Source organism: Arthrobacter sp. FW306-2-2C-D06B (assembly GCF_021789175.1).
Classification (GTDB): domain Bacteria; phylum Actinomycetota; class Actinomycetes; order Actinomycetales; family Micrococcaceae; genus Arthrobacter.
Genome location: NZ_CP084560.1, coordinates 3,619,185 through 3,633,624, shown reverse-complemented (window position 1 = coordinate 3,633,624; position 14,440 = coordinate 3,619,185). Strand labels below are relative to the sequence as shown.

Sequence of the window (14,440 nt, the reverse complement as noted above, 5' to 3'; positions counted from 1 at the left end):
CCTCAGCCGAGTGAATTGAGGAACGCGGTGGTATCCGCTGCCAGTTGTTCCGGGCACTCCCACAAGACCAGGTGCCCTACTCCGGGATAAACCTTCAATGCGGCTCCGGGTATTCGCGCCGCCAAGGCTTCCTGGTGCCTTCGAGGCAGAACGCCATCATGTGCGCCCCACACGATCAAGGTGGGCGCGAGAATGGTTCCGGACTCCGTGGGCGGAGTTGCCGTTCGCAAGCCATGGAGGATGAGCTTCCACGCATGCGCGGGCATCCTGACTCCGTCACGCACCCGGTCCTCGATATACCAGGCAGGAATCGCATGTAGTAGTGGGAACCATGCAAGGGAATTCCGTACCCAGATCTCGTCGACCGGGTCTTGGAGACTGGCGACTTCCTCGGCGAAAGCAGTCCGACCCCGAAGGCTGAGGGGAGAGCCCACCAGCACGAGGGCCGCGACGCGATCGGGGTACCCGATGGCTAGCTGCTGGGCCACGTAGCCGCCGCTGGAGGAACCAAGGACGAACGCCCTCTCGACACCGAGAGCATCCAGGATGGCTGCGGCGTCCTCGGCCTGTTCCGCCAACGAATAGCCGAGCTCCGGCTTCTCGGCGTCTCCCTGCCCGCGGAGGTCGGGCGCGTAGACCCTGAAGTCCGTCAGCAGAGGTACAAGGCGGTCAAAGCTACGGCGGGATTCACCCCAGGCGTGCAACAGCAACAGCGGCTTCGCATCGGCGTCGCCCTGGACGAGGCACGGTATCCGTATGCCCGTGGTGAGCCTGAGATCCAGGACTTCGGCGCCCATAGCATCAGGTTACGCCTCGCCGCGCGGCACTAAGGTGACTGCCGCCGTCGGGCATTCACGCTCACCGGGCCGAGCCTCCAGATACGACCACCTTTGGCCCGGCTGCCTCCTACGAATCCGTGGAAATACGGGGACTCCGGACTGGAAGGTTGTTCAAAAGTGGTCAAATGTTGAGCCGCCCAGCGATCCCGGAATCGTTGACACCTGCGAGGCATTGGCGTTCGATGATCGCAGGGGGAACTGTCTCGGCGGGGAGGGAACAGTTCATGCGGGCAATCCGGAATGCGAAACCTGTATCCATCGTGGCGGGCAGCACCCTGATCCTTGAGGGCTGTGTCGGAATGTGGCTGGCCGCCACAGCACCCGCCGGACCGGGGAATGACAAGATCGTTCTGCTTTCCTTCTTCTATGGCGCCGTTGCCCTGATCTGGGGCGTCGTCATCCTGTCCTGGCGCTTCTGGTCCAAGCCGATGGTCCTGATGCGAAGGCAAGTAGTGGATGTCCTTCCAGCAATCCTGCCTCTGGCCGTGGTTTCGTTGCCCTTGTTATCGGGGCGTGGATTCTCCGATCCCGCCAACCCGTCCTTGTGGATGGGCGGCCTGCTGCTGGCATCGGCTGCCATTTCAGTAGTGCCTGCGGAGAAGGCGGCGCTCTTGGAGATCCCGCCACTACGCCCGGGACACTTCCTTGATTGGCTTAGATGGCAGAACTTCGGTGCCAGCTCGCTGTGGGTGTCGGGTTTCTTTACCGCGACGTACTTTTTCGATTCACGCCGGCTTGATGCCTTCACGCCACTGATCATCATGCTGGCCCTCGCTCAAGCGACCGTGAGCGTTTGGCGCATTATCGAACAGCGACAATTTTCCAAGGTCGCGGTGCGCCTTTCCAACCTGCAGATCAACTGAAAACCTTTATCGGGCAGAAGTGCGCAGCGCACCGAGTCTCTAGACCCGGTCGTGCAGGAAGCCGCGTGCGCCACTAAGGTGACTGCCGCCGTCGGGCATTCAGACCGAAAAGCCAGGTGGCAGCGACCGTTGCCAGATAGCCGGTGATGACAATCAGCGAGACGCCGGCCCAGAAGTAGTTGGTAGTGCTTTCCTGCCCGAAACCGGTCGCTACTCCAATCAGCGAGTACACCGCAACGGCCGCGGCGACGACGCCCGCCAGAGTCGACAGCGAAAGCCACACACGCGACGACGCCCAGTGCTCACCGCGGCCGTCCTGGACATTCCAGCGCTTTCCTGTCGGCAGCACCAACCAGCCGGCCGGCAGCATGACCGCTCCCACCACGAGGAACGCGGCGACGACGTCGGCGGGCCGGTGCCACTGGTTGATCAGCGTGGAAACCCCGGCCGCCACTGCGAAAGTGCCGCCGAGGAACCCCGCCAGGGGCCGCCACCGCGGCGACACCACCAAGAAGACCGCGGCAGCCGCCGACGCCGCGAGCGTGGTGTGACCGGAGGGCAACGAGTTCAGTTCAATGGTCTGGACGCCGCGGAACGGCCTGTTCGGAAACCAGTCCTTGAGGAGCTGGGTGGCCAGGTTTGCCGCGACACAAGCGGCCACCGCGATCCCGGCGGACTTCCAGCGGCGGCGCATTATCGTGACGAAAAGAACGACGACGGCGGCGATCGCCACCGAGGTGACCGGCAACCAGTCGAGGAACTGGGTGGTTGCCCGCTCGGTGGGACCGTTGATGGTCGCGGCCTCCACCAAGGCGGATTCGTCGATGTATTGTCCCGTGGTGGTGCGGACGAAAAAGTAGTAGGTGGCAATAAATGCGACCATGCATGCCAGGGTTGCGAGCACAAAAAGGAAACTCATCCCAGCGCCCGCCCAGCGGCTGGTGGCGGTACTATTTGTGGCCGGCAGTCGGCTCGTCTTAGGAAAACTCATTACTTTCAGGGTGTCATATTTGGCTGGGAGGATCACTTTTGCTCGGCGAGGAGTTCCTCATAGAGCGCCAAATGTTCGGCAACCATCCTCTCGGCGCTGAAGTAGTTCTCCGCGGCGCGGCGGCACTCGCCGCGGTCCAGCGTCGCGGCGGCAATGACGGCTTCGGCCAGTTCCGGGGGACTGGAACGGAGATAGCCCGTGACGCCATCGGACACGATTTCCGGGGCTGATCCCCGGAAAGTTGCCACCACCGGTGTCCCCGTGGCGAGGGACTCGATCATGGCCATCCCGAAGGGTTCATCCCACTGAAGCGGATTCAACAGGGCCAAGGACTCGCCCAGGAGGACGAACTTGTCCGCCGCGTTCAGCTCGCCGAGGTATTCGACGTCGGGCCCGAGCAGCGGTGCGATGACCTCGGCGTAGTACTCATGTTCTTCCGCGCTGTACATCTTGGCCGCAATTCGCAGCGGTACCTGGGCCAGTCGGGCGGTCTTGATTGCTTCCGGCAGGCCCTTGCCGGGATGCATCCGGCCAAGGAAGCAGGCGTAGCCGCCGTCGCCGGCTCCGAGCGGGACGGACTGCGTGTCTATCCCGTGGTGGATGACCTTCCGTATCTTGATGCCGGGGGCAGTGTCTGCTTGATGGTGCGAGATGGCAATGATCGCTGTGTCCGTGGCCATGGCCTGGTAGATGTCATGGTTTTCTGCCGAAAACGGGAGGTGCGCCGTTGCGACGATGGGCGTTCCCTTCGGCCGATGCCTGTACAGCGGCCCCGCCAGGGTGTTGTCGTGGATGAGGTCGACGTCGACCATGGCCGCGAACGCGTACACGCTGTGGCGGAGTTCGTCCGTCCCGTTCCCGATCCTCGAGCCGTCGGCAAGCGGCGGGCCGGGGACTTTGTCCACCGGACATGTGCTTCCGGACGCGGCCGCCAGAAGCACGTCGTGGCCCGCGGCAGCCAGGCCGCGAGCCAGGATATCGATGATCGACTCCGTGCCGCCGTATGCAGGCGGCGGTACTGGAATCCAAGGCGGAGCAACCAGTCCGATGCGCACCTAGTGCCCCCGCCGCAGTCCGGCGGCGACGTGGTGTACATCAAGGAGATCGGACAACGGTTTGCGGGCTTCGAGGTGGAGCGCGACATTCTCGGGCAGGTCCGTGACCCGGGTTTTTCCGTTGACCACCTCCACGGAAATCCGGGAGCCGGCGAGGGGGATGTTCCGCATGCGGATGTCGCCGAAGCCTTCGGGAGCCACCGGTGCCAGCCAGAGGCCGCCGTGGGTGAGGCACGGATCGAAGCGCAGCAATACCCTCAGCAAATGAACGGGTGTGGCGGCGGCCCAAGCCTGTGGCGAACACGACGAAGGGTAGGGGACTGGCGTCCCGTAGGTTTTCCTGTCCAGGCCGCAGAACAACTCCGGTAGCCGTCCATCGAACGCCTCGGCGGCTTCCAGGAGGCCTGTGACGAGGCGTTGGGACTCTTCAACGAAGCCGTAGCGCATCAATCCGCCGGCAATGAGTGCATTGTCATGCGGCCACACCGAGCCGTTGTGGTAGCTCGCCGGGTTGTAGGCTGCCATGTCCGAGGCCAGCGTACGGACGCCCCAGCCTGTGAACATGGTGTCCGACATCAGCCGCTCCGCGACTAACGGAGCCTTGTCGTCGTCGACGATTCCGCTCCAGAGGCAGTGGCCCATATTGGACGCGCATGCGTCTACCGGCCGTTTCTCGCGATCGAGGGCGATCGCGAAATAGCCGCGTTCGGGGAGCCAGAATTTCTCGTTGAAGAGTCGCTTGAGCTCGGCTGCCCGAGCGCCCCAGACTGCGGCCAGCTTCAGGTCGCCGTCTTCTTGGGCCATCAAAGCCCGGCTGAGATACGCGGTGTAGACATAGCCCTGGACTTCGCACAAGGCGATCGGCGGCTCCGCCAATGTGCCGTCGGCGAAGTTGATTCCGTCCCCTGAGTCCTTCCAGCCTTGATTGAGGAGGCCATGATCCGTGGCCCGCGAGTACTCAACGAAGCCATCACCGTCGGCGTCTCCGTAGTCGCGGATCCAGTCCAGCGCGCGGTCGACCGCAGGCAGAAGGGCTTCCGAGACCTCGGAATGGAATCCCCAACGGGTGAGCTCCCCGGAGAGGGTGACGAACAACGGGGTGGCGTCCACTGAACCGTAGTAGGCAGTACCGCCGCCAAGTGCGAGGCCCGTGGTGGCGCCGAGACGCACCTCGTGCAGGATCCGGCCCGGCTCCTCCTCGCTGAGGGGATTGACGGTCCGGCCCTGATGGTCGGCAAGGGTTTTGAGTGTTCCCAGCGCCAGCGAAGGATCCAGTGGAAGTGTCATGAAGGACGTCAGGAGCGAGTCCCGGCCGAAAAGGGCCATGAACCACGGCGATCCTGCGGCCACGACTGTCCGTCCGGGATGGTCGGGGTCGAAGATCCTGAGGGAGCCGAGGTCAGCCCTGCTCTGGGCCAACGCCTTCTCGAAGGCCTTGTTGGCAAGTTCCGTTGTGGGAACCTTGCCATGCCACTCCTGCAACCTTTCTTCCGGGACATCGTAAGGGCGCTGGTTGCCCCAAACCTGGGCGTCCGCCTCGGGTCCGACCCCTTCGATGCGTGGCGTGGCCGTCACACCCGTGGACCAATGGCCTTGGGGTTCAAGAGTGAAGTCATAGCTGATGACATCACCGTCAACCACGCCATTCGGCGCGTCAACGGTGACCAGGACGTGCCGCCCCTGCCGCTGGGACTCAAGGACCAACGAACCGTCGCCACCCCGCGTCAAATGCACGCTTTCGTGGCGTGCCCGGCCCTCCTTCACTTCGAAGATGTCGGCAAAGTCCGCATTGACCGTGAGCGAAACCGTGGCGTGGGTGGGCTTGCTGGAAAAATTCCTGACGGTAATCTCTTCGTGCACTCCGCCAAACAGGCTCCGCCGGCGTTCAATGAGCAGATGGCTGTCGGCCAAGCCGTCGGTGCGGGACGCTCGTCCGACGAAATCGGCGCGATAGGGCTCCGGGACGGGAGAACCCAAGGCCTCGATCGGGTGACCGTTCACCTCCAACGCCCAGTTTGAAACGAACCGCGTGTCACGGAAGAACATCCCGTGCGGGCGCAGTTGGTCCATGTCGCCGTTGGCCGCGGAGACGCAAAACGATGTTCCTGCCAACAGCGTCACGGCACCTGCGCCGGCCGAACCTGCGAGGTTCTCGGCATTCCAACCTGTCATCAATGGGCTCCAAAGCTAGGGACGGGGGAATGGGGCAGCTTGTTTCAGCGTATTCGCCACGTCTTCGGAAGTGAACCCTCCTGCAGATATGGGGGCTTTTGGGTTGACGCTCGCTCGGATATAGGGGGGTTTGGGTCCGGGTTGGGGGGACGCTCGCTCGGATGTGAGCGGGCGTCGGGCCAAAGGGGGGAGAGATATGTGAGCGGGCGTCGGGCGAATGGGGGAGATATGTGAGCGGGCGTCGGGCCAAAGGGGGAGATATGTGAGCGGGCGTCGGGGAGGGTGAGGGGCGCGTAACACGAATGTGACGCTTGACACGTGTTAGGCGATGGATTTACGCTACCTAACACGTGTTAGGAAGGAATTGGACATGGCAGAAAGCAATGGGAAGCTGCGTGAGATCTCACGCAGGACAGCCCTTGGTGCCTTGGGTGCGGGAATTGTCGGAGCAACGGTGGCGTCGTGGCCGCGGTTGACCGGCATGGACATCCCGGGCCGCGGGGACAACAGCCTCAGCATCGCCATCTTGGGAACCGCAGCGGACGCAGCCGCCCGCCAGCGGGTCATTGATGCGTTCGCGAAGGTGCACCCCGACATCAAGGTGAAGGTCCAGGCCATCCAGGCCGCGGACTGGAAGGACTTCTTCACCAAGATCCTCACCATGGTGGCAGCAGGAACGCCGCCGGATGTGGTCTACGTAGCCACGGAAGGTGCCCAGCTTTTCGCCGAGAAACTGGCGCACCCCTTGGACGAGTACCTTCGCCGCGACGCCGCGGACATGAAGGAGTACTTCGCCGACGTCCACCCGAGCCTCGTGGAGGCGTTCATGTACAAGGGCAGCCTGTTCCAGCTCCCCATCGACTGGAACGCCGCCAACATCTACTACAACACCTCGGCCCTGCAGCAAGCCGGGCTGGAGCGTCCGGCAGATAACTGGACCCAGGTCGATTTCCGCAACACCCTCGCTGCCATGAGGAAAGCCAAGCCGCAGGACTTCACTCCGTACTACTGGACGAACAGGCTTTTCGGCGGCGTGGTGCCCTGGCTCTATGCCAACGACACCAGCTTCCTCAAGGAATCCAAGTCCACCGGCGGGGAATGGCTCTGGGACAGCTTCTACGCCCAGGATCCTTCGCGCGCACTGCGTTCCGGTGGCTACCAGTGGCTTGAACCCAATGCCGACGACCCGCGAGTGTACGAGTCGTTCGACTACCTGCGCGGCCTCGTCAAGGATGGCCTCGGTGTCCGACCCGAAGAAGGCGGCGGAAATTCGCTCGTCGGGCTGTTCGCCTCCAACAGGATCGGAATGACCCCCGCCGGCGGCTACTGGGTGGAAGGCCTCCACGAAGCCGGAATGAAGGAAGACGGCTTCGACGTCCAGTTCTTCCCGCGCTGGCGCACCCAGCGGCACCAGTTCGGCACCGCCGGCTACGCCATCATGAAGACCGCAAAGGACAAGGACGCGGCCTGGGAGTGGCTCAAGTTCGCTTCCAGCCTGGAAGCCATGCGCTTGGTCTTCCCGACGCCGAACACCACCCCCGCGCGCCGCTCCATGGTCAACGAGCAGTTGTACGCGGGACGCGGACCCAAACACTGGAAAGTCTTCTACGACACGCTCGACAAATTCCCCACCACAGGTCCCATTCCGGCACCGCCCCAGCAGGCCGCCGTCGAGACCGCATTGATGAAAAACGTATCCCTGGCCGTCAGCGGTGATGAGAACCAGCTCAAGCAGGCCCTCGCCTCCATGCAGCGCGACCTTGAGATCGCCTTGAGGAGGCAGGCATGAGCACGGCAACAAGGGACATGTCCACCAGACGTCGAAACGGCGCCGCTACGAGCGAGACAGGCGGAAGACAACGTCAGCGCTGGCTGCCGTGGGCGTTCCTGGCCCCGACCATCCTGGGCATGGGCTTGTTCACGCTCGTGCCGATCGTCGCTTCCGTGGTGCTCGCGTTCTTCCGCTGGGACATCATTTCTGCGCCAAGCTTCGTCGGGTTCGACAACTTCGCCGAAGTGGTCCAGGACCCCACGGTGCGTGTCTCGTTCCTGAACACCATACTGTTCGTGGTGGTCGCCGTCGCGCTTCAGCTCGGTCTCGCGTTGGCGCTGGCGATTATGGTGCAGGAGAAGCTCCCGGCCTGGCTTCGCGTCTTCTTCCGCAGCGCTTTCTTCTTCCCGCTGATCCTGTCCGCCGCGTCGGTGTCCATCTTCATGCGCTACCTGTTCAACGAACAATTCGGCGTGGTCAACTGGCTCTTGTCTTTCGTAGGCGTCCCCGCCGTCCCGTGGCTGACGACGCCAGCCGGATCTGCCGCCGTCGTGATCCTCGTGTACGTGTGGCAGAACTTTGGGTTCTCGTTCCTGCTGTTCATCGGCGGGCTGGCGTCCATCCCCACCGAAACGTACGAGGCCGCGTCGATCGACGGCGCCACGGGCTGGCGCAAACACCTCCACGTGACGCTGCCCCTGCTGAGCCCCACCACGCTAGTGGCATCCGTCATGGCGATCATCAACGCCCTCCAAGTGTTCGACCAGCCCTACGTCCTCACCCGCGGCGGCCCCGGCGACGCCACGCGCACCGCGGTGATGGTGATTTTCGAGTCGGCGTTCCAGCGGCTCGAATTCGGCCAGGCCTCGGCGATCGGCGTCATCCTCACGCTGATCATCATGGCCATTACCGCCGCCCAGTTCCGGCTCAGCAAACGATTCGTCTTCTACCAGTAAGGCCCGCCATGACTACAACCTCAACCCCGCGCGCCGCCATCGACCGCTTGGCGCCCGCAAGGCCCGCGGGCCGCAAGAAGCGGAACTGGAGCATGGCGGGACGAATCGTGCTGCTCCTGATCGCGTCCGTCTTCATCCTCGGCCCGGTGTTGTGGACCCTGTCCACCTCGCTGCGGCCACCGGCGGAATCGTTCCAGCTGCCGCCGTCGTTCCTTCCGCTCAACCCCGATTTCTCGTCCTATGACCAGGTCTTCAAACAGCTCAACATCATGCTTCTGGTCCTCAACAGCGCCCTCGTGACGGGACTGATCGCCGTCGGGCAGATGTTCACGGCGGCGCTCGCCGGCTACGCGTTCGCGAACCTCAAGTTCCGGGGCCGCGGGGCACTCTTCTCGATTGTGCTGGCCACCATGATGGTCCCGGCGCAGGTGACGATCGTTCCGGTCTTCATGCTGATCCGCGGCATCGGTCTGTCGGATACGCTCCTTGCGCTTATCCTTCCGGCGATCCCGACGGCGTTCGGCACCTTCCTGATGCGCCAGTACTTCCTGGGGCTGCCAAGTGATTTGGGCGAGGCAGCCGCGATCGACGGCGCCTCGCCGTGGCGCACGTTCCGTTCCGTGTACGCGCCGCTGGCGATGCCGGGCATGGCGATCGTAGGCATCCTGGCCTTCAACTACCACTGGAACGAGTTCTTCCGACCCCTCATCCTGACCATCTCCGAGCAGAACTTCACGCTCCCGCTGGGCCTGGTGTCGCTCCAGGGCAACCTCGGCACGGGCAGCATCTCCGTGGTGCTGGCAGGCGTGATCCTCTCCATGATTCCCGCCCTGGTGGTGTTCATGTTCGGCCAGCGCGCGTTGCGTGACGGACTCACCGCCGGCACCGGCAAATAGCTTCTACTTCCCTGAAAGGATTTCGATGACGGACCTCATATCCTCCACCCCGGCACTTGCGGCGGCTGCCATCCACCCGGACCCGGCTTTCCCGCGCTTCCACCCCCGCCCTGTGCAAGGCTGGATCAACGACCCGAACGGCATCAGCTACATCAACGGCCGTTACCACGTGTTCTTCCAGTTCAACCCGGAATCGGCAAGGCATCATCGGATCCACTGGGGGCACGTCAGCTCTCCGGACCTGGTCCACTGGGATGAGCACCCGGTCGCGCTCCGCCCGGAGGACGGCGGGCCGGATGAGTTCGGTTGCTGGACCGGCGTGGTGACCGACGACGGCGGTGTCCCCACCGCCGCGTACTCGGGCGTGCGGGGCGACGGAGGGCACTCGCAAGTGGTGATTTCCCGGGGCTCCGCGGACCTGGTGACGTGGGAACAGGACGGCCACATTGCCGCTTCCATGCCGGACGACGGACTGGTCACGGCCGTGCGAGACCCTTTCATCTTCCACTTCAACGGCAAGCGCTACGCCATGCAGGGCGCCGGGCTGGCCAATGGCCATGCTGCTTTGCTGCTGTACACGGTGGAGGACATGTCCAACTGGACGTACCAAGGCATTTGGCTGACCACCGAAAACCCCGTGGCGGCCACGCACACTCCGGCCGAAATCTGGGAATGCCCGCAACTGGTCCAGGTGCCGTCCAACCGGGTGCCTGCCGACGGGGTGGAAACCTGGGTCATGATGTTCTCCCTGTGGCTCTCCGGCGACGACCACGAGCACGCCAACGGCGTGGGCCACCTGATCGGCTCGCTCGCCGTGGACCCGTCCACGGGGTTGCCGGTGTTCGTGCCGCGTTCCGGCGGCAGGTCCGACCTTGGCCGGGATTTCTACGCCCCACAGATTGTTCAGCTGGATTCTGCGGCTGGGTCGGGGTCGGGGTCTGGGTCTGAGCCGCGTGCCCTGCTGTGGGGGTGGGCCAACGAAGGCCCGGGCCGTGACGGCCGGCGCGGCCGTTCGCAAGACGAGATCGACGCCGCAGGCTGGGCGGGCGTATTAACCCACCCGCGCTTCCTCTCGGTTGAGGACGGTGCATTGGTGGTTGCTCCTGCGCCTGAGGTCGAGGCGTATCGGGGTGTCTTGACCGCGGACGGGGCGTCCGGGTCTGTGGCCTTGCCGCCGTTTGCCGAGGCTGTTGTGAAGGCTGGGACTGTTGGCGGAACCGGTGAGGTTCGGCTGGTCCTGGCCTCCGGCGCGGAACGCCAAGTCGTGTTTGCAGGGGCGTTGTCCGAGGGGGAGGAACTTCGAATCTTTGTCGATGCTTCCCTGGTGGAGGTGTATCGGACAGGTTCCGTGGCGACCACACTCCGTGCCTACCCTGCGCCCGGGGAAACGTGGATTCTTGAGCTTCCCGAAGGTGCGGAGGCGGACGTCTGGGAACTGACGCTGCGGGAATAGGCGGCAGGCCGCCGTCGGGCACTCAACTTTTGACCACTTTTGGCCGGTGCTGCCGTCCGGAATCCCCGCGTTTCCGCGGATTCCCGGGCGGTGGCCCGGCCAAAAGAGGTCGGATCTAGAGGGCGGGTACAGGCCCAGTCGACTCACGGACCACCAAGCGGCAGGGAACCATGGTTTCCAGATGGCCGGTGCCGCCGCCCGACGTCGGCCGCTGGACCCGCTCAGGGTCCTCAATCTGCTCCAGCAGCATGCTCATCGCGGCCGCTCCCATTTCCCGCAGGGGGAGTGCCATGGTGGTGAGCGCGGGGACCATCGTGGCCGCGATGCGTGACTCGTCGTCGTAACCCATGATCGAGAGGTCGCGCGGTACGGCCAGGCCCAGCCGCGCGGCAGCCAGGGCGACGCCGATGGCGAGTCGATCGTTCGCGCAGACAATCGCCGTCGGCCGATCGGTGGCGGAGAGCAGTCCCATGGCGCCATGGAAACCGTCGTTGATGTCCCAACCGGCCATGAACACGCGGTCCTCGCGAACGGGGATGGCGGCCTTGGCCATTGCTTCCCGATGCCCCACGACGCGCAAGGGCACGGCCGGTGAGGTGGCGGCGCCGGCAAGGAACGCGATATCGCGATGGCCCAGCTGAAGCAAGTGCTCAGTGGCTTCGCGACCGCCGGAAACTTCGTCCGGGATCACGTGGCGCAACTGCGGTTCGGGGCTGTTGTCGAAGCAATTGGCGAGCACGGACGGGACGCGCAGCATGCCTTGGGGCACATCGAGCGGCTTCAAACCGACCGTGACGTACATGAGCCCGTCCACTTGCCGGTCCAACAAGGTCTCGACGGCGCTCTCGTCACGGGAGGCGTCCCGCTCGGTGTCCATCACTACCGTGACAAAGCCGTGGGCCCGGGCGACGTCGTCGGCGCCACCGATGATGTTGCCGTCGAACGGGCTGACCACCACCTCGTCCGACACGATGCCGATCACGCGCGTACGTTGATTCCGCAGGCTCAGGGCGATGGGGTTGGGGGAGTAGTTGAGGTCCGCGGCTGCCTGCCGGATACGGTCCTGGCTTTCCTTGGCCACGTTGCCGTCTCCCCGGCCGTTGAGCACCAGCGACACCGCACTCCGCGAGACGCCCGCCCGTTTGGCGACGTCGAGTGCTGTGGCCTTGCGCTGCATGCGTGCTCCTCCGGCTGTGGTCCCGTTTCTTGCTGCATTCTACCTAACGCGTGTGAGGGGCGGCCCGGTTCGCGTCCCCCGCCTTCTCCAACCCGACGCTCGCTCACATATACGCCCTTCCAGACGAACGCTCGCTCACATCAGGTGAGCGAGCGATTGCCGAAAACACCCCAAAGGTGAGCGAGCGTTTGGGGGCCTGCCTGCCAGACGAACGCTCGCTCACGTATACGCCCTTCCAGACGAACGCTCGCTCACATAGGCGCCCTTCGAGCCGAACGCCAAGCGGTATCGTTGTGCGTGCCGGGCAGAACCGGTGTTCTGATCTATGGGGGTGGGTCCGATTTTTTCCTTGCGCCAAATGGCTACGATCGCGCTGACAGCGGCGGCGGCGTTGAGTCTCAACGCCTGCGTGTTCGATGTAACTGCCGCCAGGCCTCTGGCCCCAGCCGGGACGTCCGAGGCCCCTCCGACCTCCAAGCCAACCGCGGCACCCACGGCAAGCAGCGGTGCCCAAGCGCGGGTCCAATCGTCGCACGAGCTGCAGGCGTTGCTCGGCAACCTCCGCGCTCCCGACGGCGTGATGTCGCGGCTCATTGATGAGGCAGCAATTCAGGACATGCAGGATTCGATGGCCGTCGGGCCCGCCGACATGACCACCGATCCCGCCAATTGCCGGGACCTCCTGAAGGCAGGAGAGCTGGTCGACTACAGAATCCCGACGGCGGCCGCGGTGCTTGGCCCCCAGGCGAACATGTCCGTCATCATGGCGTCCTCCGACAATTCCGGCTATTTCTGGCAGGGCATGTACAGCATCGGTAAAGTCCTCGGATATTGCACCGAGGTGACTATTAGCTCGGGGAATCAATACGTGCACTCGTCCCTGACGCGGTTGAATTTGGACCTTCACGGCTCGAAGTCCTTCACCTACGTCACCACCATCACGGGTTCGGGGTCGCCGATCCATGTGCTTCGCATGGTCACCATGAGCGGAAACCTGTTCGTCACAGGTGTCCACCCGCTGCCGGATGCGCAGCCCTCGGATGCGGTCATCCGGGAGCTCAGCAGCTACGTCAATGCGATCGTCGACCATGCCGGCGACCGACTGCCCACTGCTCCGGCTACGAAACAGCCGCCACAGACAGGCAACTCGGCCTAGCGGCGCCCCGGGCTACAGTGAAACCATGCCTCCATTCCCCACCCTCGACGAACTCCTTGCCACCGCCAAAGTGGTCAGCCTGCCGATGCGGGTCAAGTTCCGGGGCATCACAGAGCGCGAGACGCTCCTGTTCCGCGGGCCGGCCGGTTGGGGCGAGTTTTGCCCGTTCCCGGAGTACGGCGACGCCGAGGCTTCCCGCTGGCTCGCCGCCGCCGTCGAAGCCGCATGGCAAGGTTTTCCGCCGCAGCTAAGGGACACCATTCCAGTCAACGCCACCGTCCCCGCCGTGCCTGCCGCCCGGGTGCCCGAGGTCCTGGAGCGCTTTGGCCGGGTGGACGCCGTGAAGGTCAAGGTTGCCGAGCGCGGGCAGGAACTGGCCGACGACGTCGCGCGCGTCACCGCAGTCCGGGACGCCCTGCCGGACGCCGCGATCCGCGTGGACGCGAACGCGGGCTGGGACGTGCCGCAGGCGGTTGAGGCACTCGGGCGGCTGTCCGCCGTCGGGCTCGAATACGCCGAACAGCCCGTGCCCCACATCGAGGGCCTCGCCGAAGTCCGCCGACGGCTAGCGCAGCAGGGAACGCCGGTGCTCATCGCCGCCGACGAATCCGTGCGGAAGGAAGACGATCCCCTCAAGGTTGCCCGCGCGGGCGCGGCTGACTTGATCGTGGTCAAGGTGGCGCCGCTTGGGGGAGTGCGGCGGGCGCTGGACATCGTGGCGCAAGCCGGGCTTCCCGCCGTCGTAAGTTCGGCGCTGGACACCTCGGTGGGGATCCGCGCGGGGCTCGCGCTCGCCGCCGCGCTGCCGGAGCTGCCGTTCGCGTGCGGGCTGGGGACCGTGCGGCTGTTCGCCTCGGACATCACCCAGGATCCGTTAGTGCCCGACGACGGCGCCATCCGCGTCCGCGAAGCCGTCGCCGACGAGGGGCTGCTGGAGCAGTACGCGGCCGCCGCTGAACGTCGCGATTGGTGGCTGGACCGGCTCCGCCGCGTGCACGCACTCCTTGAAACATAGATTGCTGGGAAAAGTCTGGGAATTCACCGGGATTTTACCGGGGTGTCCTCTCGGATTCCGCTAGCGCTGTAAGGGTTGGGAGATCACTCAATCCCC

At 64.5% G+C, this 14,440-nt stretch carries 12 protein-coding genes; 7 read left to right on the top strand and 5 right to left on the bottom strand.

Annotation, left to right across the window (positions count from 1 at the left end; all coding sequences use genetic code 11):
• Positions 1-2: 2 nt before the first annotated feature.
• On the bottom strand, positions 3-797 hold the full coding sequence (locus LFT47_RS16925) for an alpha/beta fold hydrolase (RefSeq protein ID WP_236812464.1): 795 nt from the start codon (positions 795-797) through the stop codon (positions 3-5).
• 167 nt (positions 798-964) lie between these two features.
• Between LFT47_RS16925 and LFT47_RS16920 the strand changes: the two genes are divergently transcribed.
• The gene (locus tag LFT47_RS16920) at positions 965-1,702 is read left to right on the top strand and encodes a hypothetical protein (protein ID WP_236812463.1); all 738 of its coding nucleotides are present in this window, start codon (positions 965-967) and stop codon (positions 1,700-1,702) included.
• Positions 1,703-1,775: 73 nt separating this feature from the next.
• Here LFT47_RS16920 and LFT47_RS16915 read toward each other — a convergent pair whose 3' ends face one another.
• The 3 genes from LFT47_RS16915 to LFT47_RS16905 all read right to left on the bottom strand — a co-directional run bounded on the left by LFT47_RS16915 (position 1,776) and on the right by LFT47_RS16905 (position 5,920).
• A complete protein-coding gene (locus LFT47_RS16915) occupies positions 1,776-2,621 on the bottom strand; it encodes a phosphatase PAP2 family protein (RefSeq protein WP_236812461.1) in 846 nt (281 codons plus the stop codon).
• 104 nt (positions 2,622-2,725) lie between these two features.
• The gene (locus tag LFT47_RS16910; RefSeq protein ID WP_236812459.1) at positions 2,726-3,748 is read right to left on the bottom strand and encodes a glycosyltransferase; all 1,023 of its coding nucleotides are present in this window, start codon (positions 3,746-3,748) and stop codon (positions 2,726-2,728) included.
• Positions 3,749-5,920 (bottom strand): amylo-alpha-1,6-glucosidase, encoded by a 2,172-nt coding sequence (locus LFT47_RS16905; RefSeq protein ID WP_236812457.1) that lies wholly within the window; start codon positions 5,918-5,920, stop codon positions 3,749-3,751. It lies immediately after the preceding gene.
• Between the two features lie 370 nt (positions 5,921-6,290).
• On the opposite strand from LFT47_RS16905, the gene LFT47_RS16900 reads away from it, so the two are divergent.
• The 4 genes from LFT47_RS16900 (at position 6,291) to LFT47_RS16885 (ending at position 10,996) form a co-directional block, all read left to right on the top strand.
• Positions 6,291-7,709, top strand: coding sequence for an extracellular solute-binding protein (locus LFT47_RS16900; protein WP_236812455.1), 1,419 nt, complete (start codon positions 6,291-6,293; stop codon positions 7,707-7,709).
• Between the two features lie 17 nt (positions 7,710-7,726).
• Complete coding sequence (locus LFT47_RS16895) at positions 7,727-8,647, top strand: carbohydrate ABC transporter permease (protein WP_236818660.1); 921 nt, start codon at positions 7,727-7,729, stop codon at positions 8,645-8,647.
• Positions 8,648-8,739: 92 nt separating this feature from the next.
• Positions 8,740-9,543 (top strand): carbohydrate ABC transporter permease, encoded by an 804-nt coding sequence (locus LFT47_RS16890; protein ID WP_236818659.1) that lies wholly within the window; start codon positions 8,740-8,742, stop codon positions 9,541-9,543.
• A 25-nt stretch (positions 9,544-9,568) separates the two neighbouring features.
• Positions 9,569-10,996, top strand: coding sequence for a glycoside hydrolase family 32 protein (locus LFT47_RS16885; protein ID WP_236812454.1), 1,428 nt, complete (start codon positions 9,569-9,571; stop codon positions 10,994-10,996).
• Between the two features lie 115 nt (positions 10,997-11,111).
• Here the strand turns inward: LFT47_RS16885 and LFT47_RS16880 are convergent, their stop codons facing one another.
• Entirely contained in the window at positions 11,112-12,173 is a 1,062-nt protein-coding gene (locus LFT47_RS16880) for a LacI family DNA-binding transcriptional regulator (RefSeq protein ID WP_236812453.1), read from the bottom strand.
• Positions 12,174-12,531: 358 nt separating this feature from the next.
• Between LFT47_RS16880 and LFT47_RS16875 the strand changes: the two genes are divergently transcribed.
• A complete protein-coding gene (locus tag LFT47_RS16875) occupies positions 12,532-13,329 on the top strand; it encodes a hypothetical protein (RefSeq protein WP_236812452.1) in 798 nt (265 codons plus the stop codon).
• A 25-nt stretch (positions 13,330-13,354) separates the two neighbouring features.
• The gene (locus LFT47_RS16870) at positions 13,355-14,344 is read left to right on the top strand and encodes an o-succinylbenzoate synthase (protein WP_236812451.1); all 990 of its coding nucleotides are present in this window, start codon (positions 13,355-13,357) and stop codon (positions 14,342-14,344) included.
• Positions 14,345-14,440: the final 96 nt, after the last annotated feature.

What these genes read in the sequence shown, in the direction of transcription:
- LFT47_RS16925 (WP_236812464.1), bottom strand. Translation starts at nt 797, where the DNA reads ATGGGCGCCGAAGTCCTGGATCTCAGGCTCACCACGGGCATACGGATA.
- LFT47_RS16920 (WP_236812463.1), top strand. Translation starts at nt 965, where the DNA reads ATGTTGAGCCGCCCAGCGATCCCGGAATCGTTGACACCTGCGAGGCAT.
- LFT47_RS16915 (WP_236812461.1), bottom strand. Translation starts at nt 2,621, where the DNA reads ATGAGTTTCCTTTTTGTGCTCGCAACCCTGGCATGCATGGTCGCATTT.
- LFT47_RS16905 (WP_236812457.1), bottom strand. Translation starts at nt 5,920, where the DNA reads ATGACAGGTTGGAATGCCGAGAACCTCGCAGGTTCGGCCGGCGCAGGT.
- LFT47_RS16900 (WP_236812455.1), top strand. Translation starts at nt 6,291, where the DNA reads ATGGCAGAAAGCAATGGGAAGCTGCGTGAGATCTCACGCAGGACAGCC.
- LFT47_RS16895 (WP_236818660.1), top strand. Translation starts at nt 7,727, where the DNA reads ATGTCCACCAGACGTCGAAACGGCGCCGCTACGAGCGAGACAGGCGGA.
- LFT47_RS16890 (WP_236818659.1), top strand. Translation starts at nt 8,740, where the DNA reads ATGGCGGGACGAATCGTGCTGCTCCTGATCGCGTCCGTCTTCATCCTC.
- LFT47_RS16885 (WP_236812454.1), top strand. Translation starts at nt 9,569, where the DNA reads ATGACGGACCTCATATCCTCCACCCCGGCACTTGCGGCGGCTGCCATC.
- LFT47_RS16880 (WP_236812453.1), bottom strand. Translation starts at nt 12,173, where the DNA reads ATGCAGCGCAAGGCCACAGCACTCGACGTCGCCAAACGGGCGGGCGTC.
- LFT47_RS16875 (WP_236812452.1), top strand. Translation starts at nt 12,532, where the DNA reads ATGGCTACGATCGCGCTGACAGCGGCGGCGGCGTTGAGTCTCAACGCC.
- LFT47_RS16870 (WP_236812451.1), top strand. Translation starts at nt 13,355, where the DNA reads ATGCCTCCATTCCCCACCCTCGACGAACTCCTTGCCACCGCCAAAGTG.